The sequence below is a fragment of the Pseudomonas sp. CJQ_9 genome (assembly GCF_043106615.1).
Lineage (GTDB): Bacteria > Pseudomonadota > Gammaproteobacteria > Pseudomonadales > Pseudomonadaceae > Aquipseudomonas > Aquipseudomonas juntendi.
The window spans coordinates 114,128-135,706 of sequence record NZ_JBICMS010000069.1 but is presented as its reverse complement, the minus strand read 5'-3'; the positions used below and the strand labels follow the sequence as shown (position 1 = coordinate 135,706).

At 59.1% G+C, this 21,579-nt stretch carries 35 protein-coding genes; 32 read left to right on the top strand and 3 right to left on the bottom strand.

Features of this window, described 5'->3' with window-relative positions; translation table 11 throughout:
• Nucleotides 1-115 precede the first annotated feature (115 nt).
• Nucleotides 116-442, top strand: a complete 327-nt coding sequence (locus ACF8SD_RS12585) for a DUF1654 domain-containing protein (protein WP_392483716.1) — start codon at nucleotides 116-118, stop codon at nucleotides 440-442.
• A gap of 123 nt (nucleotides 443-565) precedes the next feature.
• On the opposite strand, the gene ACF8SD_RS12580 is transcribed toward ACF8SD_RS12585, so the two are convergent.
• The 3 genes from ACF8SD_RS12580 to ACF8SD_RS12570 are packed head-to-tail and all read right to left on the bottom strand — an operon-like array spanning nucleotide 566 to nucleotide 4,043.
• Complete coding sequence (locus tag ACF8SD_RS12580; RefSeq protein ID WP_392483715.1) at nucleotides 566-1,444, bottom strand: DNA adenine methylase; 879 nt, start codon at nucleotides 1,442-1,444, stop codon at nucleotides 566-568.
• A gap of 8 nt (nucleotides 1,445-1,452) precedes the next feature.
• The gene (locus ACF8SD_RS12575; RefSeq protein ID WP_392483714.1) at nucleotides 1,453-3,156 is read right to left on the bottom strand and encodes an AAA family ATPase; all 1,704 of its coding nucleotides are present in this window, start codon (nucleotides 3,154-3,156) and stop codon (nucleotides 1,453-1,455) included.
• A gap of 44 nt (nucleotides 3,157-3,200) precedes the next feature.
• Entirely contained in the window at nucleotides 3,201-4,043 is an 843-nt protein-coding gene (locus ACF8SD_RS12570) for a S24 family peptidase (protein ID WP_029885828.1), read from the bottom strand.
• A 95-nt stretch (nucleotides 4,044-4,138) separates the two neighbouring features.
• Between ACF8SD_RS12570 and ACF8SD_RS12565 the strand changes: the two genes are divergently transcribed.
• The 31 genes from ACF8SD_RS12565 (at nucleotide 4,139) to ACF8SD_RS12415 (ending at nucleotide 21,468) form a co-directional block, all read left to right on the top strand.
• Complete coding sequence (locus tag ACF8SD_RS12565; protein ID WP_016486618.1) at nucleotides 4,139-4,387, top strand: Cro/CI family transcriptional regulator; 249 nt, start codon at nucleotides 4,139-4,141, stop codon at nucleotides 4,385-4,387.
• Between the two features lie 27 nt (nucleotides 4,388-4,414).
• Nucleotides 4,415-4,606 (top strand): hypothetical protein, encoded by a 192-nt coding sequence (locus tag ACF8SD_RS12560; RefSeq protein ID WP_012053015.1) that lies wholly within the window; start codon nucleotides 4,415-4,417, stop codon nucleotides 4,604-4,606.
• An 18-nt stretch (nucleotides 4,607-4,624) separates the two neighbouring features.
• Entirely contained in the window at nucleotides 4,625-4,810 is a 186-nt protein-coding gene (locus tag ACF8SD_RS12555) for a hypothetical protein (RefSeq protein ID WP_029885826.1), read from the top strand.
• Nucleotides 4,811-5,014: 204 nt separating this feature from the next.
• The gene (locus ACF8SD_RS12550; RefSeq protein ID WP_392483713.1) at nucleotides 5,015-5,731 is read left to right on the top strand and encodes a Rha family transcriptional regulator; all 717 of its coding nucleotides are present in this window, start codon (nucleotides 5,015-5,017) and stop codon (nucleotides 5,729-5,731) included.
• Nucleotides 5,728-5,907, top strand: a complete 180-nt coding sequence (locus tag ACF8SD_RS12545) for a hypothetical protein (protein WP_212632491.1) — start codon at nucleotides 5,728-5,730, stop codon at nucleotides 5,905-5,907. The genes ACF8SD_RS12550 and ACF8SD_RS12545 overlap by 4 nt, the downstream gene beginning before the upstream one ends.
• Entirely contained in the window at nucleotides 5,904-6,809 is a 906-nt protein-coding gene (locus ACF8SD_RS12540) for a helix-turn-helix domain-containing protein (RefSeq protein ID WP_392483712.1), read from the top strand. The genes ACF8SD_RS12545 and ACF8SD_RS12540 overlap by 4 nt, the downstream gene beginning before the upstream one ends.
• Complete coding sequence (locus ACF8SD_RS12535) at nucleotides 6,796-7,602, top strand: hypothetical protein (RefSeq protein WP_392483711.1); 807 nt, start codon at nucleotides 6,796-6,798, stop codon at nucleotides 7,600-7,602. Before ACF8SD_RS12540 ends, ACF8SD_RS12535 begins: the two co-directional genes overlap by 14 nt.
• Nucleotides 7,599-7,814, top strand: a complete 216-nt coding sequence (locus tag ACF8SD_RS12530) for a hypothetical protein (protein ID WP_392483710.1) — start codon at nucleotides 7,599-7,601, stop codon at nucleotides 7,812-7,814. The genes ACF8SD_RS12535 and ACF8SD_RS12530 overlap by 4 nt, the downstream gene beginning before the upstream one ends.
• Nucleotides 7,807-8,067 carry a hypothetical protein gene (locus ACF8SD_RS12525; RefSeq protein WP_392483709.1) on the top strand — a complete coding sequence of 87 codons (261 nt, stop codon included), beginning with the start codon at nucleotides 7,807-7,809 and terminating at the stop codon, nucleotides 8,065-8,067. Before ACF8SD_RS12530 ends, ACF8SD_RS12525 begins: the two co-directional genes overlap by 8 nt.
• Entirely contained in the window at nucleotides 8,060-8,458 is a 399-nt protein-coding gene (locus ACF8SD_RS12520; RefSeq protein ID WP_060516529.1) for a recombination protein NinB, read from the top strand. The genes ACF8SD_RS12525 and ACF8SD_RS12520 overlap by 8 nt, the downstream gene beginning before the upstream one ends.
• Entirely contained in the window at nucleotides 8,458-9,060 is a 603-nt protein-coding gene (locus ACF8SD_RS12515; RefSeq protein WP_392483708.1) for a recombination protein NinG, read from the top strand. The genes ACF8SD_RS12520 and ACF8SD_RS12515 overlap by 1 nt, the downstream gene beginning before the upstream one ends.
• A complete protein-coding gene (locus ACF8SD_RS12510) occupies nucleotides 9,057-9,179 on the top strand; it encodes a hypothetical protein (RefSeq protein ID WP_392483707.1) in 123 nt (40 codons plus the stop codon). Before ACF8SD_RS12515 ends, ACF8SD_RS12510 begins: the two co-directional genes overlap by 4 nt.
• A complete protein-coding gene (locus tag ACF8SD_RS12505; protein ID WP_392483706.1) occupies nucleotides 9,176-9,865 on the top strand; it encodes a hypothetical protein in 690 nt (229 codons plus the stop codon). Before ACF8SD_RS12510 ends, ACF8SD_RS12505 begins: the two co-directional genes overlap by 4 nt.
• Nucleotides 9,866-10,010: 145 nt before the next feature.
• Nucleotides 10,011-10,322 (top strand): peptidase M48, Ste24p, encoded by a 312-nt coding sequence (locus tag ACF8SD_RS12500; RefSeq protein WP_392483705.1) that lies wholly within the window; start codon nucleotides 10,011-10,013, stop codon nucleotides 10,320-10,322.
• Nucleotides 10,322-10,606 carry a hypothetical protein gene (locus ACF8SD_RS12495; protein ID WP_392483703.1) on the top strand — a complete coding sequence of 95 codons (285 nt, stop codon included), beginning with the start codon at nucleotides 10,322-10,324 and terminating at the stop codon, nucleotides 10,604-10,606. Before ACF8SD_RS12500 ends, ACF8SD_RS12495 begins: the two co-directional genes overlap by 1 nt.
• A gap of 31 nt (nucleotides 10,607-10,637) precedes the next feature.
• Nucleotides 10,638-11,237: a hypothetical protein gene (locus tag ACF8SD_RS12490; protein ID WP_392483702.1), complete on the top strand. Its 600-nt coding sequence runs from the start codon at nucleotides 10,638-10,640 to the stop codon at nucleotides 11,235-11,237.
• A 2-nt stretch (nucleotides 11,238-11,239) separates the two neighbouring features.
• Complete coding sequence (locus tag ACF8SD_RS12485) at nucleotides 11,240-12,727, top strand: terminase (protein WP_392483701.1); 1,488 nt, start codon at nucleotides 11,240-11,242, stop codon at nucleotides 12,725-12,727.
• A 7-nt stretch (nucleotides 12,728-12,734) separates the two neighbouring features.
• Nucleotides 12,735-14,186, top strand: coding sequence for a DUF4055 domain-containing protein (locus ACF8SD_RS12480; RefSeq protein WP_392483700.1), 1,452 nt, complete (start codon nucleotides 12,735-12,737; stop codon nucleotides 14,184-14,186).
• On the top strand, nucleotides 14,176-15,219 hold the full coding sequence (locus tag ACF8SD_RS12475; protein ID WP_392483698.1) for a phage minor head protein: 1,044 nt from the start codon (nucleotides 14,176-14,178) through the stop codon (nucleotides 15,217-15,219). Before ACF8SD_RS12480 ends, ACF8SD_RS12475 begins: the two co-directional genes overlap by 11 nt.
• A 68-nt stretch (nucleotides 15,220-15,287) precedes the next feature.
• Nucleotides 15,288-15,983: a hypothetical protein gene (locus ACF8SD_RS12470; RefSeq protein WP_392483697.1), complete on the top strand. Its 696-nt coding sequence runs from the start codon at nucleotides 15,288-15,290 to the stop codon at nucleotides 15,981-15,983.
• Between the two features lie 6 nt (nucleotides 15,984-15,989).
• Complete coding sequence (locus ACF8SD_RS12465) at nucleotides 15,990-17,042, top strand: phage coat protein (protein ID WP_392483696.1); 1,053 nt, start codon at nucleotides 15,990-15,992, stop codon at nucleotides 17,040-17,042.
• Between the two features lie 42 nt (nucleotides 17,043-17,084).
• Nucleotides 17,085-17,255, top strand: coding sequence for a hypothetical protein (locus tag ACF8SD_RS12460; protein WP_392483695.1), 171 nt, complete (start codon nucleotides 17,085-17,087; stop codon nucleotides 17,253-17,255).
• Nucleotides 17,255-17,419 (top strand): hypothetical protein, encoded by a 165-nt coding sequence (locus ACF8SD_RS12455; RefSeq protein WP_392483694.1) that lies wholly within the window; start codon nucleotides 17,255-17,257, stop codon nucleotides 17,417-17,419. Before ACF8SD_RS12460 ends, ACF8SD_RS12455 begins: the two co-directional genes overlap by 1 nt.
• Before the next feature lie 39 nt (nucleotides 17,420-17,458).
• Entirely contained in the window at nucleotides 17,459-17,851 is a 393-nt protein-coding gene (locus tag ACF8SD_RS12450; protein ID WP_392483693.1) for a DnaT-like ssDNA-binding protein, read from the top strand.
• Nucleotides 17,852-17,853: 2 nt separating this feature from the next.
• The gene (locus ACF8SD_RS12445; RefSeq protein WP_392483692.1) at nucleotides 17,854-18,234 is read left to right on the top strand and encodes a glutamate 5-kinase; all 381 of its coding nucleotides are present in this window, start codon (nucleotides 17,854-17,856) and stop codon (nucleotides 18,232-18,234) included.
• A gap of 3 nt (nucleotides 18,235-18,237) precedes the next feature.
• The gene (locus tag ACF8SD_RS12440) at nucleotides 18,238-18,669 is read left to right on the top strand and encodes an HK97 gp10 family phage protein (protein ID WP_392483691.1); all 432 of its coding nucleotides are present in this window, start codon (nucleotides 18,238-18,240) and stop codon (nucleotides 18,667-18,669) included.
• Nucleotides 18,666-19,073 carry a phage tail terminator-like protein gene (locus tag ACF8SD_RS12435; RefSeq protein WP_392483690.1) on the top strand — a complete coding sequence of 136 codons (408 nt, stop codon included), beginning with the start codon at nucleotides 18,666-18,668 and terminating at the stop codon, nucleotides 19,071-19,073. The genes ACF8SD_RS12440 and ACF8SD_RS12435 overlap by 4 nt, the downstream gene beginning before the upstream one ends.
• 59 nt (nucleotides 19,074-19,132) lie before the next feature.
• Nucleotides 19,133-20,302 carry a phage tail tube protein gene (locus tag ACF8SD_RS12430; protein WP_392483689.1) on the top strand — a complete coding sequence of 390 codons (1,170 nt, stop codon included), beginning with the start codon at nucleotides 19,133-19,135 and terminating at the stop codon, nucleotides 20,300-20,302.
• A gap of 57 nt (nucleotides 20,303-20,359) precedes the next feature.
• Nucleotides 20,360-20,800, top strand: coding sequence for a hypothetical protein (locus ACF8SD_RS12425; protein WP_029886002.1), 441 nt, complete (start codon nucleotides 20,360-20,362; stop codon nucleotides 20,798-20,800).
• A gap of 107 nt (nucleotides 20,801-20,907) precedes the next feature.
• On the top strand, nucleotides 20,908-21,156 hold the full coding sequence (locus tag ACF8SD_RS12420; RefSeq protein ID WP_033744544.1) for a hypothetical protein: 249 nt from the start codon (nucleotides 20,908-20,910) through the stop codon (nucleotides 21,154-21,156).
• Between the two features lie 78 nt (nucleotides 21,157-21,234).
• A complete protein-coding gene (locus tag ACF8SD_RS12415; protein ID WP_392483688.1) occupies nucleotides 21,235-21,468 on the top strand; it encodes a hypothetical protein in 234 nt (77 codons plus the stop codon).
• Nucleotides 21,469-21,579: the final 111 nt, after the last annotated feature.

Sequence of the window (21,579 nt, the reverse complement as noted above, 5' to 3'; positions counted from 1 at the left end):
GGTAATGCCTAACTTTTTTCATGAGTGCCTAATCCGCTCTCCGGGCTTGCATCGTTCGATGGCTCGGGTAAGCTCTGCCTAATACTGGATGGATGTACAGTTAATGGAGGAATGTATGGCCAAGCAGAAGAAGTCGACCCCACAAGCGCGCCAAGAGATGACGGCCCTTGAACGGCTGGGTCTGAGGGTGTCGTCGATGATCAATCACCCGATCGCGCAGTCGCAGCGCTGGGTAACGATCCATCGCCTTGACACGGACGGAGATATGGAGTGGGAGGAGGTGATGGGGCTGCTGGCCGAAACACCCGAGCTGGACCTGACGTTCAATGATGATGGGAGCGTAACGGTTCGGTGGGAGGAACAGAGCGCCGAAGATCGAGATGACCTGGTAGCGGAGAGGGATTGGGAGCAGGAGAGAGTAGAGGAGGAGGCGCCTTTCTGACGCCCAAAGAAAAGCCCGCACTGCAATGCGGGCTAATGTCGGGAATCGGATGAGTCTCCACTGTGCCGGAAAGGCGCGTGAAAAAAGCCCGCCGAGGCGGGCTGATTTGAGGCGTGCGCTGGATCAGCCTGCGACTGCCGCCTTTGGGATTTCGGCATCAGGCACTTTGAGGCCATCCTTGAAGAACATCACTTCATCACCAATATACCGGGCCTGGGCGGTGTAGTGGAGGCCGTACTTCAGCGCTTCTGAACTGCTGTACATTTCGCAGATCTCGGGGGCGCTGTCATACGACACAACCCATTGTCTCGTGAACCCTGGTGACTGGAGCAGCTGGGCAATCTGCAAATGATCGTCATGCTTGTAGAAATTTCGATACAGATCACGCCCCTTAACGTAATAGGGAGGATCAAGGTAAATCAAAGATCGTTCTGGTAGCAGGCTTGAGGCTCGACTGAGTAGACTATACGCATCTTCTTGGTGCACAGTGATTTTTTCTGCGTGCTGTCCGATCCGTACAAGTCGTGACGCAATCATGTCTTTATTGAATCGAGCATCCAGCTTGTAAACACCTGTCTGAGCCTTACCTCCGATGACGCCTCCTTTCAGGATGCCAGATCGGTTAGTGCGATTAACAAAGAGTGTCGCGAACCCTTTCTCAGCGATGGAAAGGCCCGGCTCTGGATCGAGCATTACTTGGCGTAGGCGATACCATTCGTCCATGTTGATCGGCGTGTCACGTAGAAGGCGTAACATACCATCTGGATCTTTAGTAGCCGCAGACCAGAACGCATGGACCGCTGGATCTAAATCGTTGATATGCACATGCTCGGCATGACCATCGAATAGGAGTTCCAAAGCTACTCCTGCGCCACCGGCAAAAGGCTCCAGATAATGCCCTCCATCTAAGCCATTAGCTCGCATGATCTCGGAGATAAAAGGCGCGAAGCGTGCCTTTCCTCCAGGGTAGCGAAGTGGGCTGTAGAGTTTTTTTGAGAACATTCCTGATGTTAACCTTGGGTTTTGATAGGTGGTAAACCTATTTTAGCATTCATAGAGTTTAAAGTCTCTAGCAGCTTGTCGATAAAAACTGTTTTCTCGAGGTGGTTATTTACATAGTAAGTAATGTACTTTTTGAATTCTGGTAAGCATGATGATGCCCACCCCTTGCAAGTTGAGATTTTTGTCTTTTTTTCATCTAGGATATCTTTTAGAGACAAGGAGATTCCGCGAGCTGCGAACTCGCCAAGAAATGCTTCTTTTTCTTTGTCGAATTTTGTGAAAAAGTCATCGTCATTATCGAGGGCGGCGATGTAGTATATTATGCGCCGTTCGATAGCTACCCCCAAGTCATCGGGCAGCCTGATGCAAAAGTCGTTTGCCTTAATGGTGTTCATATAATTATCAGAGACATCAGGATCGAGAATTACGATGCTCTGATCGAAAAGAGCTGGAAAGCGAGCGCATGCTGCTGCTAGCGGTCTTACCTCGGTGTAGGATATGCCTTGGTTGCTCTTGTTTGAGTCGAAGCTCCAATGGAAGTCTAGTAGATCAAGGATGGCCCTAGATTTGATGATGCGTTTTAGGAAATAAGCACCAATTTCATCTTCACAAAATATCTTAATTTTGCGGATTTTAGCAAGGTCAATAGGGTTAGTGAATGTCAACTCTTTATATGCCAAGTCGTACGGCGGGTTGTGCACAATTGGGTAGTTGGATGCTACCGCTTTGGACTTGCTAACAAAATTAAAAGATATTTGACCGTCATCCAAAAGAGCTGAATGTTTTAGGTATATGTCCGAAATTAGACCCAGGGAATGGGTGGATATTATGACTTGAACTTTATAATCCCCAGCCCACCTCAAAAGGTATTCAAATAAGCGAATTTGGGCTACTGGGTGAAGTGAAGCCTCAAATTCATCAATGCACAGAATACCTCCTCCAGTCTTTTGGTTTTTTTTATAATCGCGCTGGAAGCCCACTAACCGGTTGAAAATGGATCCTAGGTTATCTTCTCCAGACGATATAGACTCCCAATCGTAACCTAGATCTCCACCACTTGGAGCCCAAGTCGACTTAATTTTGTCGCGGTGGATGCCAACGAATTCGCCATAGCTTGAATTTGGGAAAATTTGCTCGTAAAAATTCTTTAGCTGCCCCATTTCATCTTTTGTAAGGGAGGGTATTGAGCTTGCTTTTCTTTGGCCGGCCAGATCTACTATTGGATAAAGCCGTTTAAGGTTTAGAAAGGACGTGTTGTATGAAAGGTTGCCATCACCTTTCTCTGCGCCAGAAACAACAACGCGATGGCGATTCGTTTGCCCCGCTGTGAAGTAAATATGCACAGGTGATCGGATGAAGCTGTTGCTGCTGGTTTCAGTGACTATTGAATATTCATAATCTTCAATGTCATATGTTTTGGAGAGATTGAAGACTTCAGAAAGAGTCGTTTTCAGCGGTCGCCCAAGGCCATCTTCTGAATCGCTTGAGAATGGGTGAGCTATCAGCCCCATGAGGGAAGTTTTCATGGTGCCATTACGCCCCGAAAGGACCGTAACCTTGGAGCCTAAAATGATTTGCTGATTTTTAAGGGAGCGAAATTTAGCAATGTCGATTCCCTTGACTCTAAGAATTGGGATTGTTTTATTGTCTGATATTCCTAACTCGGATTTAATTTGTCCAGCAGGAAGTATTGGTGTTTTTGATTTAGTCACTGTTTAACCAGCGTCCGAGCTAGAGTGTTGAGAGTAATTAATATCTAAACTAAGTGAGCATTCCACACCAGCAGTACCCTGGCCTGGATGTAGGTCATGTCCCGGCGGATCAGCCGATCCTTGTGCCTTGGGTTGTCCGAAATCATCTCGAAGTGCTCTTCATCAGCCACCTGCAGGCGCTTGATGTAGAGCAGGTCATCCCAGACGAAGAGGTACACCCCATCGCCCACGAAGTCGCGGACGTTGATATTCACGATCAGCGGGTCCCGGTGCTTGATGGTTGGCTCCATCGACTGGCCCCAGCCGGTGACCACCTTCAGGTGGTAGTGCTCCTCGAACTCGACGCCGATTTCCCGCAGGTGACTGGGGCTGACGCGAATGTCCTTGAGCATTTCCGGGTAGTCGTGGGGGAGTTGGCCGCCACCCATTGCAGCGCGGATATCGTAGTGAGCGATCCGGACTTCGTCCCCGACCAGGCCAGGCCGGGTGAAATCTACGGTAATCACATTTCCCTCATCGGTCGCTTCGGCGGCTGCAATCAACTGCGCGCGCGCCGAATCCGACAAGTTCTTGCCTTGCTTCGCGAGCATGGCGCGAACCATGTCGGCAGCTGAGGTTGGCGCCGGCTCTGCGACAGGTTCCGAAGTGACATCCTGGATGCTCTCGTAGGAGAAACCTGGGCGAAGCCCCCAGTGCTCAGGGCCCACCACATCAGAAAAGTAAGCGATCACGTCCATCAGCTTGGACTTGTCGATCCGGCCGTTTTTAACCCAGCCCTGTACCGACGGAGGCTTCACCTGGAAGTCGTCTGCGAGCTGTTTCTTAGATACGCCCTTGGCGATCCGCGCAGCATCAATGGCTGCACCTAATTCTGGTCCGGTAAGCATTGCCTAATTAGGCCTATCGCCAGCGCGATTAGGCAATGGCTTGTACGAAATAAGGTAATGCCTTATATTCACGGTAAATCTCCAGGAGAGAACTCATGAAATCAGCAGAAGCAGCCAAAGAAGCATCCCGCGTGCTGGGCAGCCAGGCGGAATTGGCGCGCCGGCTGAATGTTGCGGCACCCACCGTCAACCAATGGTGTTCAGGAGAGCGCACGGTCCCAGCCAAGCGCGCACTACAGATTGAGGCGCTTACGAATGGCGCTGTGAATCGTGCCGATCTGTGTCCTTCGTTCCCATGGAGCCAGATCGACAGCAACCCGACCCACGCGCTTTCCGCCGCTTAACCACTTTCAACCACAAAGGAACCCACCGTGTCGTACTTCGACCCCGACCACCTGCACAACAAGCCCACCAAGGTTCGCTTGGATGAGGCTGCCGACGATCTGCTGTCGGCGATGGCTCGCTTCAAGCGCACGCAGAAGGCAGTGCTCGCCAGGGAAATTCTGGAGCGCGGTCTCGACCAGATGATGCAAGAGCTTAACGCGAAGACTGACGTGGCCTGAAGTGGCCGAGGAGGCCCTGTGCCAGAAAGCAAAGAGCTGGAGATCCAGCTCGACGGGAAGGGCAATTCGGATCTGGCGTATCTCGCCAGGCAGAAGGGCTTAACCCCTGAGCAACTGGCGGCACAAATCATCAATGAGGCTCTCAACCGGATGACGAGAACAGAGCCTGGCCGAAGCAATGTTCGGTCGTTTCGCAAGGGCTAATAAGCCCCTGAGGGACTCATGAGGAACTGCCGTTGAAAACACCAAAACCCAAACCGCAGACGCAAAAAAGCCGGTGGCTAGACCGGCTTCTTGTACTGCATTCGTAACACATGTGCGAGGCAATCATATATGCACCTTGGTAGCCAAATCAATACCGTGGCCCTCGCGCCACAAAATTCGGATAACGGTTTCGTGGCGCGCACGATGTCGACGCGTGAAATAGCCGAACTGACCAAGAAAACCCATGACAACGTCATGCGCGATGCTCGGCGCTTAGTGGGTGAGGGTGTCCTCAGATCTGAGGAGACCCAGTACGTCCATCCGCAGAACGGCCAGTCGTACCCTGAGTTCCTCCTTAGTCAGCGCGACTGCCTGGTGCTGGTGTCTGGCTACAACGCCAAACTGCGCGCCAAGATCATTGACCGCTGGCAGGAGCTGGAGGCTCGTGCTGCAGCACCGGCGCCCGCCGACCTCAGCAGACTGGAAATCCTCCAGATGGCCTTGGAGTCGGAGAAAGCCCGCGTACTGCTCACCGTCCAGGTGGAAGCCCAGGCCAAGAAAATCGATCACCTGGAGAACCTGTTCAAGGAAGGCATGAGCCATGTTCAGTTCTGCAAGGGCCTCAATGGGGTCAACGTGATGCAGGTTGGCCACTTCCTTGAGGGCCGCAACTGGCTTTACAACGAGAGCAAGTCCGGTACCCGGTACCGCGTGGCCGCCTATGCCCGCGACAAGTACATGACCGAGCACCAGCACGAGGTCGCACCTCACGGCAAAGACCCATTCATCAGCTACACGCCGATCCTGCTGCGCAAGGGCGCCACTCGCCTATACGAGCTGTACCTGGCCGGCGAGCTGCCCATGAAGAAGAATTGGGACGGTCTGCACACCCACGACAAGGCCGTGCGAGGTGCAGCATGAGCCCAGAGGATCGTCAGCGCATTCAAAAGTTGTTTGATGACCTTTGCGCGCAATCGAACGCCAATCTTGTTCGAGCTCATGAAGCCGAGAGCAGCGCCAGGATCTTCCGCGCGCTCGCCGTTTCAGGCTGGATCGTTGTGTTCGGACTCGCCCTTCAGTGGGGGATTTCGACATGAGCATGGAATTGATGGTCAAGGCCATGAAGACCAAGGTCGGCAACCCGCTGCGCAAGCTGGTGCTCATCAAGCTGGCCGACAACGCCAACGACATGGGCGAGTGCTGGCCGTCGTATCAGCACGTTGCCGATCAGTGCGAGATCAGCAAGCGCTCTGTGATGAACCACATCAACACCCTGTGCGGTGCCGGCCTTCTGCGCAAAGAGATCCGTAAGGGCGGCCCAAAGGGTAACTCTTCGAACGTCTACTACCTCACCTTGAGTGGTGCAGCAGATTCACTAGGGGTAGTGCAGCAGATTCACCAGGGTAGTGCAGCAGGTTCACCCCCTAGTGCAGCAGATTCACTAGGGGGTAGTGCAGGAGCTGCACCCAGAACCAGTCACTCTTTTGAATCAGTAACGGAACCAGTCATTGAACCAGTTGCGACCCAGGCTGAAGCCGTGGTCGCGGAGGGTATCGTGGTTCCGTTTACGGCTCAGCAGCCGCGCTGCGAGATCCCGGCAGATATGCCAGGGCCGAAGGACCAGTCCTGCAAAACCTTCAAGGCCTGGGCGAACTACGCCATGGCCTACCGCAAGCGCTACCACGCGTGGCCGGTATGGAACGCCAAGGCCGGCGGCCAGGTTGGCCAGCTGATCAGCCGTCTCGGCATCGATGTCGCCCACCATGTGGCCGCGTACTTCCTGACGATCAACGACGCTCGCTTGATCAACGGCTGCCATAACCTGGGCGACCTGCTGGCCAAGGCCGAGGCATACCACACCCAGTGGGTGACCAACCGCCAGATGAACGCCACGACTGCCCGGCAGCAAGAGCAGACTCAGGCGAACATAAACGCGGCGCAGAAAGCGGCGGACGCAATCCGGAACCGCCAGGGGGGTAAGCGCAATGCTTTCCTCTGACCAACAAGCCGAACTGGCCGTGGCCATCTGTGCAACTGCCGAGGCAATGGGCCAGGCAATCAGCGCTGGAGGCGCTGAGCTCATCGCTGAGGACCTTTCGGCTTATGAGCCTGGCGTGATCATCGGCGCACTACGCGCGTGCCGTAGAGAGCCTGCTGGGCGCCTTTCGCTCGGCATGGTTCTCAAGCACATCCACGCGGCTGATAGCCGTCCCGGCAAGGATGAGGCGTGGTCGATCGCGCTGGCGGCCAGTGACGAGCATGAAACCGTCGTGCTCACCACTGAAATCCGCCAGGCCATGATCGCCTCAGAGCCAATCCTTGAGGCCGGCGACAAGATCGGCGCCCGTATGGCCTTCATGAGCGCCTACGAGCGCCTGGTCAGCTTCGCCCGCGCCGAGGATCAGCCGGCCAAGTGGGAAGTGTCGCTGGGTTACGACGCTGGGTGCCGCGTGGTTGCCATCGAGTCCGCCGTTCTTGCCCAGCTCATCACCCAAGAGACCGGCGCCAAGTACCTAGCCGATCTGCGCATTGCGCCGACCACCCAAGACGGCGAAGCCATTGCGGGCCTGCTGACAGGTGCAGTTCGCCCGCAGGCCAGCGAGAAGACGCGGGAAAAGCTCGCCGAGGTGCGCTGCATCCTCAAGGCCGCCAAGGCCAAGAAAGACCGCGAGCGCGCCAAGGAAGACCAGCGCCGCCGCATCGAAACCTACCTGCGCAAGCGGCAAGCACGCGCCGCAGTCGCTCAGTTGAACATCAAGCGCGCCGGGCAGCCGGCCGAGGAGGGCGTATGAGCCAACTCCAAAGAGATCTCCTGTTCCGCATGCAGGTGAACAACGCTCTGTCTGTCCTCGGCGGCTGGTACCTGAGCTGGGACTTTTACTCCAGAAGCCCATACACAGGGCTGCGCGCTCACGCGCTCTATTCGAAGGCCCGGGGCCTGGTTGAGCATGACCGCGCGCTCATCAAGTCGATGGATCGTTTGGAGGGTCGCATCCATGGCTGACCTCAATTCAATGTCTAAAGCTGCGCGCTCCGCAGCAATGCGCGGCGGCATGGCTGGCTGGGGCCAGGTCGGCGGACAGCCAGGCCACATCCGCTACATGGAGGTCAGGAAGAAGCGCCCAGGTCGCCAGCCGAAATGCTGGTGCGGCTGCGGGACCAACAAGACCCACCGCGGCCTGGCGAATGGTGTGTGCCTGATTTCAGGCTGCGAGATGGCAATCCGTCGTTGGGTGAAGGAGGGGAACCGTGGCTGAGTTCGCAATTCGCAGCAGTCAGGACCTCAACCGCCTGTACGGCGCCCTGCACGCTATAGACCTGACCAAGCCCAAGGTGGTGGTCATCAAGGACGAGAAGCGCCCGGACGTCTGCAACCGAAAGATGTGGGCAATGCTCCGCGACGTATCCCAGCAGGTGGAGTGGTACGGCCGCAAGCTCACCGACGAAGACTGGAAGCACATCTTCAGCGCGGCGGTGCAGAAGCAGGACGCGGTGCCGGGCATCGACGGTGGATTCGTCGTACTGGGCGTCTCGACCCGCAAGCAGTCTCAGAAGTGGTTCAGCGACCTGTTCGAAGTGATGCATGCCTTCGGCGCCGAGCACGGTGTTCGCTGGACTGAGCCAGATCGGTGGGGAGGGCGGTACTGATGCTTGCGAAGGAAATCAAGCCGAAGAAGTGCAAGGCACCAGGTTGCGGCAAGCACTTCAAGCCGACCATGACCACGCAGAAGGTGTGCAGCATCGCCTGTGCCAAGGCCATGGCCAAAGACCCGAAGCTGCAGAAGATTGCGGCCAAGGCAATCACCAAGCAGGCACGCCAGGACTTGCAAGAGCGCCGGGAGAAACTGAAACCCCGCCGCGAGCATATGGCCGAGGCCCAGACCGCGTTCAATGCGTACATCCGCGAGCGTGACGCCGGCCTGCCGTGCATCAGCTGCGATTCGAACCCGAGCGACCACGACCTCATCACCGGCAGCCGCTGGGACGCCGGGCATTACCGGTCGGTGGGAGCATGCCCTGAGTTGCGGTTTGAACCGCTCAACGTCCACCGCCAGTGCGTGAAGTGCAACCGGAACCTGTCGGGTAACGCGATCGAGTACCGCATCCGGTTGGTGAAGCGCATCGGCGCCGACCAGGTTGAATGGCTCGAAGGGCCTCATAAGCCCCAGCGCCTGACCATCGAAGACCTGCAGGCCATCAAGGCCCTGTACCGGCAAAAGCTCAAAGACCTGCGGAGGGCTGCAGCATGATCTGGACCATCACAGACACGGCCGGCGTGCTGCTCCTCGCTATGGCCATCGTTTCGGCCTGGTGCGCTATGCGCGCCAACAGTATTCAAACCCGCCGCAAGAAGGAGCAAGGGCAATGAAATACCAAAGCGTGTTGGCTGCAGTAATCCGCGCCCTGGCGGCTGAGACCATGAGCGGTGTGGGTGGCGGTGACTTCGAACCGAAAGTCCAGGCTTCGAAGCTGAAGGGTGAGATCACCGGGAAGGATGCGGCAATGCTGGTGGACTGCTGGGTGCACGCCCGCCTGCACAGCAAGCTGATTCCGCGGCACTGGAATGCGCTGACGGCCAAGTTCTCGACCCACAAGGCCAAGAAGGTGGAGGCGATTGGCAAGCTGGTGCCGCTGATCGCCACCCAGGCGCCGAACCTGTTCCGGTACAAGGCGGTCACCGCCTGGGCCATCCCGCCTGTGAAAGGCGTACAGACGCAGTCTGGGCATGAGGTGGCCAGTCGGACAGCGCGCGAGCGTGCAGAATTCGACTCGCTGCATGCGGGCGTGGTCAAGCACCTGGAGGGTGGCGAGATGCCTGAGGACGCCGGCCAGGCGCGCCGTGAGCAGTACGTGAAGCGATCAACCGACATGATCGTGCTGCCGGCCGAGTTCTACGACATCAACACCTGGGACGGGCAGGGCTTGAACCGGACCACGTACTGGCGCTGGAAGAAGGCCATCGAGAAGGTGCTGGATGAGATGGTGGGGGAGGCTCTGGTTGCGTCTGGCAAGATACTTCAGGAAGAAGGCGTTTTGATGGCAGATGCCGCTTGACAACTCTGCAACGGTGCAACAAAATTCTTGCATCCTGTCATTCCTGCGCGTGTTGAGGAGTGACACACAGAACCCGGCCATTGCGCCGGGTTTTTTATTTCCCGAAAGAGGCCCTCAATCGGGCCTGCATGTCCAGGACCCACCTATGCCCGAACCAGCAAGCACGACTGCCGGCGTCCTGCTGGTGAAGTACGGCGTGATCATTGGTGGCTTCGCCGGGGCGATCCTCTCCCTGACCTTCCTGCGGGGCCTCACTCGCGGTCAGGCGGTCGCCGCCTTCTTCACCGGCTTCACCTCTGCAGTTTTCTGCACCCCGCTCGCGATCAGCTTTTTCAAGCTTGAGGCCGGCGGAGAATCCCAATACGGCGTGGCCTTTCTGATAGGCCTTCTGGCAATGAACATCATCCCGGTGCTGAAGTCGCTTGTGGGGCAGTTCGGAGCCAAAGGAGCTACCTGATGAGCTCGACCCTGATTTCAGTCCTGATCGGCGCCAATGCCTTCCTGAGCGTGCTGGTGGTGATCGCCGCGTGCGACTACCTGCGCCGCATCAGGCCAATGGATGCGCCACTACTGGCCGTCGCGTTTTACCTGGTGGCCATTGGCGCGTTCGGCGCGTTCGTCCTGGCCATGAACGGCCATGTGCCCACCCTGTATGGCGTAATCCTCAAGCTGGGGATCGTCCTATATGCGGTAGCCCGGCGCGGCCATGTGTTCCAGCCGGAGCAGCGCGCCACAAAATGAAGATGCGCCGTTTCGTGGCGCGAGGTAGAAAATGACAATCAAGCAACCCGACTGGGAGGCGATCGAACGAGCCTACCGGGCCGGTGCGCTTTCCATCCGCACCATCGCAGACCGTAACGGGGTGAGCGACACAGCTATCCGGAAGAAGGCCAAGGCCTTGGGCTGGGAGCGGGACCTTTCCGAGCAGGTCCGCAAAGAGGTTCGCAACAAGCTGGTTCGCGGCGAGGTTCGCGAAGATCAATGTGCGAACCCAGAGCGGGACGCCGAGATCATCGAGGAGGCGGCAGAAGAGGGTGCGACGGTTGTTCGCAGCCACCGCCGCGACATTCGCAAGGCCACGAACCTTGCGAACCTGCTGATGGATGATCTGCTGACAACCATCCAGCGGCGCGAAGAGATCGAAGACGAGATTGAGCGCGATACTGCTGATGACCAGAGCGGTTTCCGCCGTAGCGCGATGCTGGGGGCGGTAAGCCTTCCGAGCAATGCCAAAACCCTATTCCAGCTGTCCTCGGCCATGAAGAACCTGCAGGTGCTCGAACGCACCGCATTCGGCCTGGACGACAAGGAGCAGTCGAAAGACGCCGACGAGCTGTCGCAACTGATGGATGAACTATCGAAGGATGCCTGACCATGAAGCCCGAGCACATGAAACTGCTCCGGGACCGGTTCTGGCGGCTGAACAACCTGTATTTCATCACGGACAAGCAGGGCAAGAAGGTCCGCTTTCGCATGACGCAGGAGCAGATCGACTATTTCCAGGGGATGCACACCCGCAACATCATCCTCAAGGCCCGGCAGCTTGGCTTCACAACGCTGGTCTGCATCGTCCAGTTGGATGCCGCGCTGTTCGAGGCCGCCAAGTGTGCCCTGATCGCCCACACCCTAAGCGACGCCAAGCGCCTGTTCCGGGAGAAGGTGAAGTACGCCTACGATCACCTGCCCAAGGAGATCAAGGCAGCCAACCCGGCGCGCAACGATGCCGCGGGCGAACTGGTGTTCAGCAAGGGCGGGTCGCTCTATGTGTCCACCTCGTTCCGGGGCGGCACGTTGCGCTACCTGCACGTGTCCGAGTTCGGGAAGATCTGCGCAAAGTTCCCGCACAAGGCGCGGGAGATCGTAACCGGTGCGTTTGAGGCTGTGGCTGCCGAGTGCTTCGTCACCATCGAATCCACGGCAGAAGGCCGGGCCGGGTACTTCTTCGACTACAGCCAGTCTGCCGAGAAGCAGCAACTGGCCGGTGTGCCCTTGGGCTTGCTGGACTGGAAGTTCTTCTTCTTCAGCTGGTGGCGCAACCCGCTGTACTGGCTGGACCCGGCCGGCGTAGTCATCCCCGACCGCCTGGCCAAGTACTTCGACGACCTGACCGCCAAGCACGGCATCGTCACCAACCCAGGCCAGCGCGCCTGGTACGCCGCCAAGGAAAAGACCCTCGGCGACGACATGAAGCGCGAGTACCCGTCGATCCCTGCCGAAGCATTCCAGCAGACGATCGAGGGCGCCTACTACGCCAAGCAGTTCACCAAGCTCTATGCCGCCCAGCGCATCGGCAAGCTGCCCGACAACCGCCACCTGCCGGTTCACACCTTCTGGGACATCGGTGTGGGCGACTCGACCGCCATCTGGTTCGTGCGGATCGTTGGCGAAGAGTTCCACGTCATCGACTTCTACCAGAACAGCGGCGAAGGCCTGCGCCACTACATGAAGGTGCTCAAAGATCGCGGATACACCTACGGCGAGCACTGGGGGCCCCACGACATCGACAACCGCGAGTTTGGTAGCGACGGCAAGACCAGGCGGGAAATCGCGCGAGAGGGCTACGAGATCGACGGCCAGCGCTATTCGCTCACCTTCCAGGTGGTACCGAAGCTGAGCATTGACGAAGGCATTGAGCAGGCGCGGGAGATTCTGCCCCGCTGCGCCTTCGACGAGGCCAAGTGCGAGGAGGGCATCACCGCCCTGGAGAGCTACCGCAAGGAGTGGGACGACAAGCGCGGCTGCTGGAAGGACAAGCCACTGCACGACTGGTCATCCCACCCGTCTGACGCCTTCCGCTACTTCGCCGTAGCCAAAACCAAGCGCTCCAGAGTCGAGCACATACCAGTCACATTCACGTTCTGAGGCCAGCATGCCGAATTACAGCGCAACCCGGCAGGAGTACAACGATGCTCTGCCGAGCTGGCGCCTGGTCAAGCGATGCGTGGCCGGCGCCCGAGAGGTGCGAAAGCACGACGAATACCTGCCAATGCCGGACCCCACGAACCAGTCGGCGGAAAACCTAGAGCGGTACCGCCAGCTGAAGAAGCGGGCGATGTTCCTCAACGTGACCGGGCGCACGCGCACCGGCCTGCTGGGGGCGGTGTTCCGCAAGACGGCTGAGGTTGAGCTGCCATCTGGCGTGCAGTACCTGCTGGAGAATGCCAGCGGCGACGGTGCGAGCCTGGAGCAGCTGTCCAAAGAGGCGGTTGGCGAGTGCCTGGACACTGGGCGCGGCGGGTTCCTCACCGACTACCCCAAGCTGGAAGGCGAAAGCGGGCGGCCACGCACCGCTGCCGAATCAGCCGGTAAGCAGGCCTGGATTCACCATTACCCGGCCCTGAGCATCATCAACTGGCGCGAGAAGGTCATCGAAGGCCGCAAGCACCTGGTGCTGGTGGTCCTGCATGAGCAGCTCAGCAAGGAGAGCGACGACGGCTTCGACTTTGAGATCGTCGACCAGTACCGCGCCCTTGTGCTGGAGGATGGCGTCTACAAGCAGCGGCTGTACCGCGACGACATCCCGGACGGCGAGGAGAGTATCCCCCGCGACCAGGCCGGCAAGCAGTTCGACCACATCCCGTTCCACTTCTACGGTGCCGAGAACAACGACGCAGCAGTGGACAAGGGGCCGCTCGAAGACATCGCAGACGTCAACATCCTGCACTACGGCAATAGCGCCACGGTGGAGGAGGCAGGTTTCATCAGCTCGCAGCCAACGCTGTTCATGACCAGCAGCATCACTGCCGAGGATTTCGCCAAGTTCAACCCGAACGGCGTGCACATTGGTTCTCGACGCGGTATCAACCTCGGCGCCCAAGGCAGCGCCACCATGCTCCAGGCCAAGGAAACTCAGCTCGCCCTAGAGCTGATGCGCGACAAGCAGGACCAAATGTTGATGATCGGTGCTCGCATCGTCCAGAAGGGCGGCGGCGCCGAGACAGCAGAGGCCGTACGCATCCGCTACAGCTCGGACAACAGCGTGCTGGGCACCATTGCCGGGAACGTCTCAGAAGCGCTGAAACTGGCCATCCTGGACGCCGAGCGCTTCATGGTAGGCCAGCCTGACATGACCGGGACGGTGTTCTGGCTGAACCAGGAATTCTTCGACGAAGCCATGGATGCCCAGATGATCTTGGCCCAAGTCCAGCTCTGGCAGCAGGGCATTATCGCGAAGAAGGATCTGCGCACCAACCTGCGCCAGGCCGGCACCATCGAATCAGACCGCACGGACGACGACATCGACGACGACATCGAGGCCCAGCCGCCAGTGACCGGCAACGACACGGGCGGCCAGCCACCAGGTGACGGCAATGAGCAGTGAAGGCTACTTGGCTGACGCAGCCACCCGCCACCAGGTCTATGTCCAGCGGTACGCCGCCGGCAACCTGAAGCGAGTGGCCAAGTTCATCACCAAGGCCATCAACACAGCCAAGGCAGTCGTGCGCGGCGGATTGAGCGCGTACGGCACGCGCAGGTACACCAGCGAGATTGACGCCCTGCAGCGCGATCTGCAGGGCATCTACAGTGACCTCAAAGGGCAAGCGGTGCTTGATCTGGGCGAGTTCGCTGCATACGAGGCGGGATTCAGCGCGCGCATGCTTGGCCAGGTGGTCACCGCACTGATGCAAACGCAGGTGCCGGCGGCTGACCTTGTTGCCGCTGCCGCTCTAGCCGATCCCATGCTTCTCGAAGCGAGGGCAGGGGTGCAGCGCATCAGCATTGCAGGCGCTCTGGACCAGTTCGGTACGGCCAAGTCTGCGCAGATTGTGGGAGAGATCCAAATCGGCTCTGCCCTTGGCGAAACCAGCCAGCAGATCACCAGACGCCTGACCAGCATGCACCAGCTGCAGCAGGACCAGGCATCGGCGCTGGTGCGCACCATGACCAACCACATCGCCAGCACAGCGCGGGCTGAGACGTTCAAGGCCAACGAAGACATCCTGGCCGGAAAACGACGAATCGCCACGCTGGACGGGCGCACATCGCCGTTCTGCCGCTCGATCGACAACACGGTGGTGCCGTTCAGCGCGCCATCGCCGCCGTTCCACTGGAACTGCCGAACGTCCGAGATACCGGTGCTCAAGCCTGAGTTCGAGCGGGAGATTCCCGGTTCGGTCAGGCCAGCAGTCGGGCCAGACGGTGCTGAGCAGGTATCGAGCAAGACAACCTACCAGCAGTGGCTTGCTCGTCAGCCTGCCGCTTTCCAGATCGATGTTCTTGGTCCGGCCCGCTACAAGCTTTTCAGCAAGGGTGAGCTGAGCCTGGACAAGTTCGTGGACCAGAACGGCAAGCAGATCACGCTGGACGAGCTGAGAGAGCTTGAACCGCGCGCCTTCGAGCGTGCAGGACTTTGAACAGCCGGCCATGAGCCGGTTTTTTTACGCCCGCGGCTGAGCCAACGGCAAATCATCCGGGGGATGACATGAAATACCTGATCGACAAAGCAGCATTCGATGCACTGGAGCCATCCCTGCAGGCCTTCTACAAGGCCCAGGGCGAAAACTACGTGCTGGCGGTCGAGGGCTTACCCCAGACCGAGGACGTGGAAGGCCTGAAGCGCCAGAACCAGACTCTGCTGGACGAAGCGAAGGCCGCCAAGCAGCGCGCCCGCGAGGCTGAGCAGCAGCGCGAGCAGCAGGCCGTGGAAGCTGCAAAGGCCAAGGGCGACTACGAGTCGCTTTACACCAGCAGCGAGCAAGCCCTGGCCGCCGAGCGCCAGAAGCTGGCAGACCTGCAGGCCGGCATCGAGAAGCGCGACCTGACCGGTGCGGCTTCCAAGGTCGCGGCGCAGATCGCTGACGGCCCGAACGCCGAGATCCTGGCCGAATTCCTCGAGCGCCGGCTGCGCATTGTCGATGGCCAGGTACGTGTAACCGATGCCAGCGGGAACCTCACGGTTTCGACGCTGGAAGACCTCGGCAAAGAGTTCCAAAAAGACCCGCGTTACGCCTCCTTGGTACGCGGTTCGCAAGCCAACGGCGGCGGGGCTGCCGGTGGAAAAGGTGGCGGGGCCGCCAAAAACCTCAACGACATGAGCGAAGCAGAGCGGATTGCACTGCAGCGTGAAAACCCATCCGAGTTCCAGCGACTGCTGGACCAGGCAAAACGTAAGGAGTAAGGCCCCATGCCTATCACCACCATTGGTGACATCGTTACCGGTAACATCCCGGTACTCACCTCGTACCTCACCCAGGACCCGGTGGAGAAGACCGCCTTCTTCACCTCGGGCATCCTCACCCCGACCCCGTACGCCTCCCAGATCGCCAACGGCCCGTCGAACATCGCCAACATTCCTTTCTGGAAGGCAATCGACGCATCGATCGAGCCAAACTACTCGAACGACGTGTACGCCGACGTTGCTGAGCCGCGCGCGATCAACACTGGCGACATGCTCGCCCGCGTTGCTTACCTCAACGAAGGTTTCGGCCAGGCTGACCTGACCGTCGAGCTCACCAGCCAGAATCCGCTGCAATCCGTGGCGTCCCGCCTGGACAACTTCTGGCAGCGCCAGGCTCAGCGCCGGCTCCTGGCGACCTCGCTGGGCATGTATAACGACAACATCGCAGCAACCGATGCATTCCACACCCAGAACGACATGGTGATCGACGTGTCGGCCGCTGGTGGGTTCGATGCCGGCGCCTTCATCGACGCCACCCAGACCATGGGTGATGCGCTGATGGGGCCAACTGGCCAGGTACTTGGCGTCATGGCCATGCACAGCTTCGTGTACGGCGACATGCGCAAGAAGCAGCTGATCGACTTCATCCGTGATGCCGACAACAACACCCAGATTGCCACCTACCAGGGCTATCAGCTGGTGATCGACGACCAGATGACCGTGATCGGCACCGGCAACGCCCGCAAATTCATCAACGTGATCTTCGGTCGCGGTGCGATCGGCTACGGCGAGGGCAGCCCCCAGCACCCGGTCGAGTACGAGCGCCAGGCGGCCCGCGGCAACGGCGGCGGCGTCGAGGTTCTGTGGTCGCGCAAAACCTGGCTGCTGCACCCGCTGGGCTACAGCTTCCTGAGTGCCACCATCACCGGCAACGGCACCGAAACCACCCCGCGCTCCGCGTCGTGGTCGGATCTGGCTTTGGCCACCAACTGGAACCGAGTGGTCGAGCGCAAGCACGTGCCAGTCGCCTTCCTGGTAACCGGCGTACCTGCCGCCTAATCCACCCGGGGCGGTTCGCCGCCCCAATCAGGAGATGAACGCATGGCTACCCCGAAAACTGGCAAGGGTCTGCCCCGATCCATGAAAAATGCCAAGCCAGCAGCGTCGACCGTCCAGGTTGCCGCAGACGCAACCAACGGCGTTGCTGCTGGCGACCTTCAAGCCACCATCAGCGCGCTGGCCGCGCGGATCAAAGCACTGGAGAGCGCGTGATGAATGACAACTACGTGAAAAAAACTCAGTTCGACGGCCTCGAGCAAGCCGAGGACGGCCAGGTACGACTGAAGAGCAAGGACGTAGAAGCCGAGGCCTTGGTTCATGTCGAGCCGCAACAGAAGGCTGCCCGTAAAAACGGCGGCGGTGACGACAAGAAGTAGCACCGGGGCTTCGGCCCCACTCATTTAAGCGGAGGCCTGATGGCTACCTACATCACCGTCGCGGACGTCGACGAAATCCTGGGATCGACCTGGGCGCCCGACGACAAGAAGGCCATGGCGGTAGCGCAGGCCAACGCATACCTCACCTCGCTCCGCCTGTGTGGCATCGACATGGATGCCGTACCGGAGGAGGTGAAGCAGGCCGGGGCCCAGCTGGCCCTGGTTGCATCCACCGGCCAGCTGTACCAGCAGCAGACCGAAGGGTCGCTTGAGGCCAAGAGCGTGAAGGCCGGATCGGTATCGACCAGCCGCACCTATGCCGCGCTCGACCGGACCAGCGCAGGCGCGCAGCCTGAGGGCGTGCAGTTCGCTCTGGCCCTGCTGACGCCTTGGCGCGGGAACCCATTCAGCTTCGTGGTTAACCGGGGGTAGCCGTGGGTTTACGTGACGACATCCAGATCGACCTGGCCGCAGCCTTCGACGAGGACCTGGCGGACGCGGTCGTGCCGTTCACCGGCAATTACCTCGGCCCCGGCGAAACCGACCCACTGACCGAAATCAGCACGCGACAGCCGGTCACCTACACCGGGCGCGGCGTATTCGACGATTACGACAGCCGGCGCATCGATGGCATCAACATCCTGGCCGGTGACGTGCTGCTGATCTGCCTGGCCAATGAGGTGACCGACCTCCCGGCCATAGGACACCGGATAACGGCTGCCGACCTGATCACAGGTGAGCCAGTCACCTACGAGATCATTAAGCCTGGCATTGACCCGGCCAAAGCTCATTACGAGATTCAGCTGAGGAAGTGATCCATGGCAAAGGGTAGAGGGTGGAGCACGCCACCGAGTGCATTTGCCGGCGTGGTAGAAGACGCGTTGACCCAGCGATCCAGAGCGATAGCCATGGCAATGCTTGGGGAGATCGTTCTCCGCTCGCCCGTGGGCAACCCTGATCTATGGAAGAGCCCACCGCCGCCTGGCTACTCGGGAGGAAGATTCAGGGGGAGCCACATCGTCAGTATCGGGGCGCCTGTCTACATCCAGACGACCAAGATCGACAAGGTTGGATCGGAAACGATCGCAGAAGGGCAGCGCCAGCTTTCAGGGCTTGAGCCTTTCACGGTCATCTACATCCAGACAAACCTGCCTTACGCCGAGAAACTAGAGGACGGGCACTCAACACAGGCACCCGGCGGTATCTATGCCGTCTCATTCAATGGCGTCGCACAGGCCTACAGCAAATGACCCTCGAACAGATTCGGTCCATCATCATCGTCAGGATGAAAGAGTGGATTGGCCTGCCACGTAAAGACATCACCTACCCCAACGATCAGGATGGGCCGTTCGATCCAAATGGGCGAGCACTCTGGGCCAGGCTTGCTCATGTTCCAGGCCTTGCAAGCTCGCCCGAGATCGGTGCCGGTCCAGTTGTCCGCCGCACCGGGCTGATAATCGTGCAGCTTTTCGTCCCGCTCGACACTGGCGACCTCGCCATCACTCGAGCCGCTGACACCCTTGTCAGCCACTTCCAGTTCTACACCGCGCCCGATGCTCAGTTCGAGTGTCTTGAGGTTTCCGCTGCGGTGATGGGCGATGACGGTAATGGCTGGTACCAAATAAACGTCAGCGTCCCATACCGGGCCTACTGATCCCTCAACATCCACCGCCACATGGCGGTTTTTTTACGCCTATCGATAGGAGAAACCGCATGTCGAGCGGAGCCAAGGTCCAGCTGGCCTGGATCAAAGAAGCAACACCCGGCGTAACGCCGGCAGGCAACTGGAACGTGCTGACCCGTATCAGCAACGGTCTGATGCCTACCTTCAACTCGGAAGAGAACAACGAAATCGGCTTCACCCGGATGTCGCAGGGCACCGCCCAGACCACCGTGGACGTGGGCGGCGATATCGAAACCAAGTGGCGCTTCGGCGCGCTGGACGACTTCATGGCCTCCTGCTTCGGCAAGGACTGGGCTGCCAACGTCCTGACCATGGGCGACGACCGCATCACCTTCTCGATCGCCTCCTACGCGACTGACATCGGTGTTTCGGCCATTGCCCGCGGCGTGCAAGTCGCCACCATGAACTTCGATTTCCCAGGAGACAACGAAGTCACGGTCACCATGACCATGGCGGCGCGCTCCTGGGATGACAAGGGCGACAACACATCGTTCATCGTCAACGCCCAGCCCGAGGCCAGCCAGCGGCGCTTCAGCTTCAAGGACATCAGCGGCCTGAAGATCAACGGCGTTCAGGTGGGTGAAGACAACGCCTGCGTCGACAGCTTCAACCTGCAATTCGACAACAACGTCCAAACCCAGCGCTGCATCGGCAATGGCAACCCGTACCCAGGCAACATCATTGCCACCACGTTCACCCCGTCCGGCGCGATCACCATCAGCTGGTCGAAGATGGCCTACGAGCTGTGGAAGGCCCAGAAGGGCAACGACGCGATCAGCCTGGAATTCACCATCGGCAACGCCGACGGCGGCTACAAGTTCCTGATCCCTGAGATGGAAGTGACCGCCGACTGGCCTGATGGCGGCTCGACCGACATCATCCAGGTAGAACTGAACTACACCGCCCGCCGTGTTGCTCCGACCATCACCCGTCTGCCGGCTCCGATCGTCGTGGCTGCCGTGGACGTCACCCCGGCCACTCTGAGCCTGGAAGTAGGTGATACCGGCGACCTCGAAGTCGTGGTCACCCCGGCCGGTGCCAGCCAGCAAGTCACCTGGTCCAGTTCCGCCCCGACCATCGCCAGCGTGAGCGAGACCGGCCTGGTCACCGCTCTGGTAGTCGGCACCGCCACCATCACGGCCACCAGCGCTGCAGACGGCACCAAGACCGATACCTGCGCTGTAACCGTCACCGCTTAACCCTTTGCCCGGCGCGCCCTGCGGTGTGCGTCGGGCCTTTTACCGCAGAGGAATACCATGGGCATCACCATCAAGAAGCCTGAGCTGGATATCGAGGGTCAGCGCTGGGTCGACTTTGCGCCAGGTGCGAAGCTGCTTGTGGCTTCCTTCGGCAATCCGATGTTCAAGTCGCACAAGGCAATCATCCAGCGCCATTTGGACTCCATCGATCTCCAGACGAAGGCAGGGACCAAGGACTTCAGCCTGGACGCGGTGGCGGAGGTCGAGATCGAATCTGGCGATGACCTGTACTTCGAATTGGCGGCGCGCCACCTGATCAAGGACTGGGAAGGGGTGGATGTAGCTGACAACCCTGGAGTGCCGGCTAAATACACGCCGAAGCTTGGCGTTGAGCTTCTCAAGATGATGCCTGATGTGTACTGGACTGTTGTCCGCGCGGCCTTGGACATCATGACCAGAGCCAAGGAAAGGGCAGCAAAAACTGCGGAAAAGCAGTAGCGGCATATCGCTGGGGTAGGGACTGGGCTGGGCCGGAGAACGAGAAAAAGCGCTGGAAGCATGAGCGCCTTGGGCTTACGGCCCCGGAGCAGCCGGAGATCGATGGTGTGGTTGCCGAGATCCTGGAAGCTTACGTGCATATTGGCCGGTCCCGCCAGTATGTGGGCATGGTGGGCGCGCCGGCTCCCATCGAGCCGTCAGCGATCTGTGAGTATCTCGATCGCTACCCCTCGATGATATGCCGCGAAGAGTTCGACGCCGCAGTGTTCGCACTGGACGAAGAGTTCAGGAAGCGTTGGTATGAGCAGCAAGAGAAGCAGGGTGAAAAAACGGTAGCGAATGCGGCGCGCAGATAGAGTGGTTCTGTCGAGTAGCAATGATGGCACCCGAAGCTGGGTGGATGGTAAATTTCGCCATCGACTCAGGAGGAGCTCATGGAAATTGTAATCGTCTGGCTTGCTGTCGCCGCGGTAACCGCGTACTTCGCCAAGCAGAAAGGGCGCAGCGCCGGGGCCTGGTTTGCGCTGGGGTTTCTCTTTTCAATTTTTGCCCTAATCGCTATCTGGCTGGTGAATCCCATTGGCGTCGATGATGCGAAAAGCATCGAAATCGCAAAAAATACGGATCGTCGGCGAACTACCGTAAGTGCCCATACTGCGCGGAGGTAGTTCAGCGTGAAGCCATCAAATACAAGCACTGCTCTTCAGACCTAGAGCCGGTCACAGACTGAGCAGATATTCAACCGAAGCCCGCCGAGTTCGGGCTTTTTTGTGCCCGGA

Bases quoted from the DNA above. Each gene is read 5' to 3' on its own strand.
- ACF8SD_RS12585 (WP_392483716.1), top strand. From the start codon at position 116: ATGGCCAAGCAGAAGAAGTCGACCCCACAAGCGCGCCAAGAGATGACG.
- ACF8SD_RS12580 (WP_392483715.1), bottom strand. From the start codon at position 1,444: ATGTTCTCAAAAAAACTCTACAGCCCACTTCGCTACCCTGGAGGAAAG.
- ACF8SD_RS12570 (WP_029885828.1), bottom strand. From the start codon at position 4,043: ATGCTTACCGGACCAGAATTAGGTGCAGCCATTGATGCTGCGCGGATC.
- ACF8SD_RS12565 (WP_016486618.1), top strand. From the start codon at position 4,139: ATGAAATCAGCAGAAGCAGCCAAAGAAGCATCCCGCGTGCTGGGCAGC.
- ACF8SD_RS12550 (WP_392483713.1), top strand. From the start codon at position 5,015: ATGTCGACGCGTGAAATAGCCGAACTGACCAAGAAAACCCATGACAAC.
- ACF8SD_RS12545 (WP_212632491.1), top strand. From the start codon at position 5,728: ATGAGCCCAGAGGATCGTCAGCGCATTCAAAAGTTGTTTGATGACCTT.
- ACF8SD_RS12540 (WP_392483712.1), top strand. From the start codon at position 5,904: ATGAGCATGGAATTGATGGTCAAGGCCATGAAGACCAAGGTCGGCAAC.
- ACF8SD_RS12535 (WP_392483711.1), top strand. From the start codon at position 6,796: ATGCTTTCCTCTGACCAACAAGCCGAACTGGCCGTGGCCATCTGTGCA.
- ACF8SD_RS12530 (WP_392483710.1), top strand. From the start codon at position 7,599: ATGAGCCAACTCCAAAGAGATCTCCTGTTCCGCATGCAGGTGAACAAC.
- ACF8SD_RS12525 (WP_392483709.1), top strand. From the start codon at position 7,807: ATGGCTGACCTCAATTCAATGTCTAAAGCTGCGCGCTCCGCAGCAATG.
- ACF8SD_RS12515 (WP_392483708.1), top strand. From the start codon at position 8,458: ATGCTTGCGAAGGAAATCAAGCCGAAGAAGTGCAAGGCACCAGGTTGC.
- ACF8SD_RS12510 (WP_392483707.1), top strand. From the start codon at position 9,057: ATGATCTGGACCATCACAGACACGGCCGGCGTGCTGCTCCTCGCTATG.
- ACF8SD_RS12505 (WP_392483706.1), top strand. From the start codon at position 9,176: ATGAAATACCAAAGCGTGTTGGCTGCAGTAATCCGCGCCCTGGCGGCT.
- ACF8SD_RS12500 (WP_392483705.1), top strand. From the start codon at position 10,011: ATGCCCGAACCAGCAAGCACGACTGCCGGCGTCCTGCTGGTGAAGTAC.
- ACF8SD_RS12495 (WP_392483703.1), top strand. From the start codon at position 10,322: ATGAGCTCGACCCTGATTTCAGTCCTGATCGGCGCCAATGCCTTCCTG.
- ACF8SD_RS12490 (WP_392483702.1), top strand. From the start codon at position 10,638: ATGACAATCAAGCAACCCGACTGGGAGGCGATCGAACGAGCCTACCGG.
- ACF8SD_RS12485 (WP_392483701.1), top strand. From the start codon at position 11,240: ATGAAGCCCGAGCACATGAAACTGCTCCGGGACCGGTTCTGGCGGCTG.
- ACF8SD_RS12480 (WP_392483700.1), top strand. From the start codon at position 12,735: ATGCCGAATTACAGCGCAACCCGGCAGGAGTACAACGATGCTCTGCCG.
- ACF8SD_RS12475 (WP_392483698.1), top strand. From the start codon at position 14,176: ATGAGCAGTGAAGGCTACTTGGCTGACGCAGCCACCCGCCACCAGGTC.
- ACF8SD_RS12470 (WP_392483697.1), top strand. From the start codon at position 15,288: ATGAAATACCTGATCGACAAAGCAGCATTCGATGCACTGGAGCCATCC.
- ACF8SD_RS12465 (WP_392483696.1), top strand. From the start codon at position 15,990: ATGCCTATCACCACCATTGGTGACATCGTTACCGGTAACATCCCGGTA.
- ACF8SD_RS12460 (WP_392483695.1), top strand. From the start codon at position 17,085: ATGGCTACCCCGAAAACTGGCAAGGGTCTGCCCCGATCCATGAAAAAT.
- ACF8SD_RS12455 (WP_392483694.1), top strand. From the start codon at position 17,255: ATGAATGACAACTACGTGAAAAAAACTCAGTTCGACGGCCTCGAGCAA.
- ACF8SD_RS12450 (WP_392483693.1), top strand. From the start codon at position 17,459: ATGGCTACCTACATCACCGTCGCGGACGTCGACGAAATCCTGGGATCG.
- ACF8SD_RS12440 (WP_392483691.1), top strand. From the start codon at position 18,238: ATGGCAAAGGGTAGAGGGTGGAGCACGCCACCGAGTGCATTTGCCGGC.
- ACF8SD_RS12435 (WP_392483690.1), top strand. From the start codon at position 18,666: ATGACCCTCGAACAGATTCGGTCCATCATCATCGTCAGGATGAAAGAG.
- ACF8SD_RS12430 (WP_392483689.1), top strand. From the start codon at position 19,133: ATGTCGAGCGGAGCCAAGGTCCAGCTGGCCTGGATCAAAGAAGCAACA.
- ACF8SD_RS12425 (WP_029886002.1), top strand. From the start codon at position 20,360: ATGGGCATCACCATCAAGAAGCCTGAGCTGGATATCGAGGGTCAGCGC.
- ACF8SD_RS12415 (WP_392483688.1), top strand. From the start codon at position 21,235: ATGGAAATTGTAATCGTCTGGCTTGCTGTCGCCGCGGTAACCGCGTAC.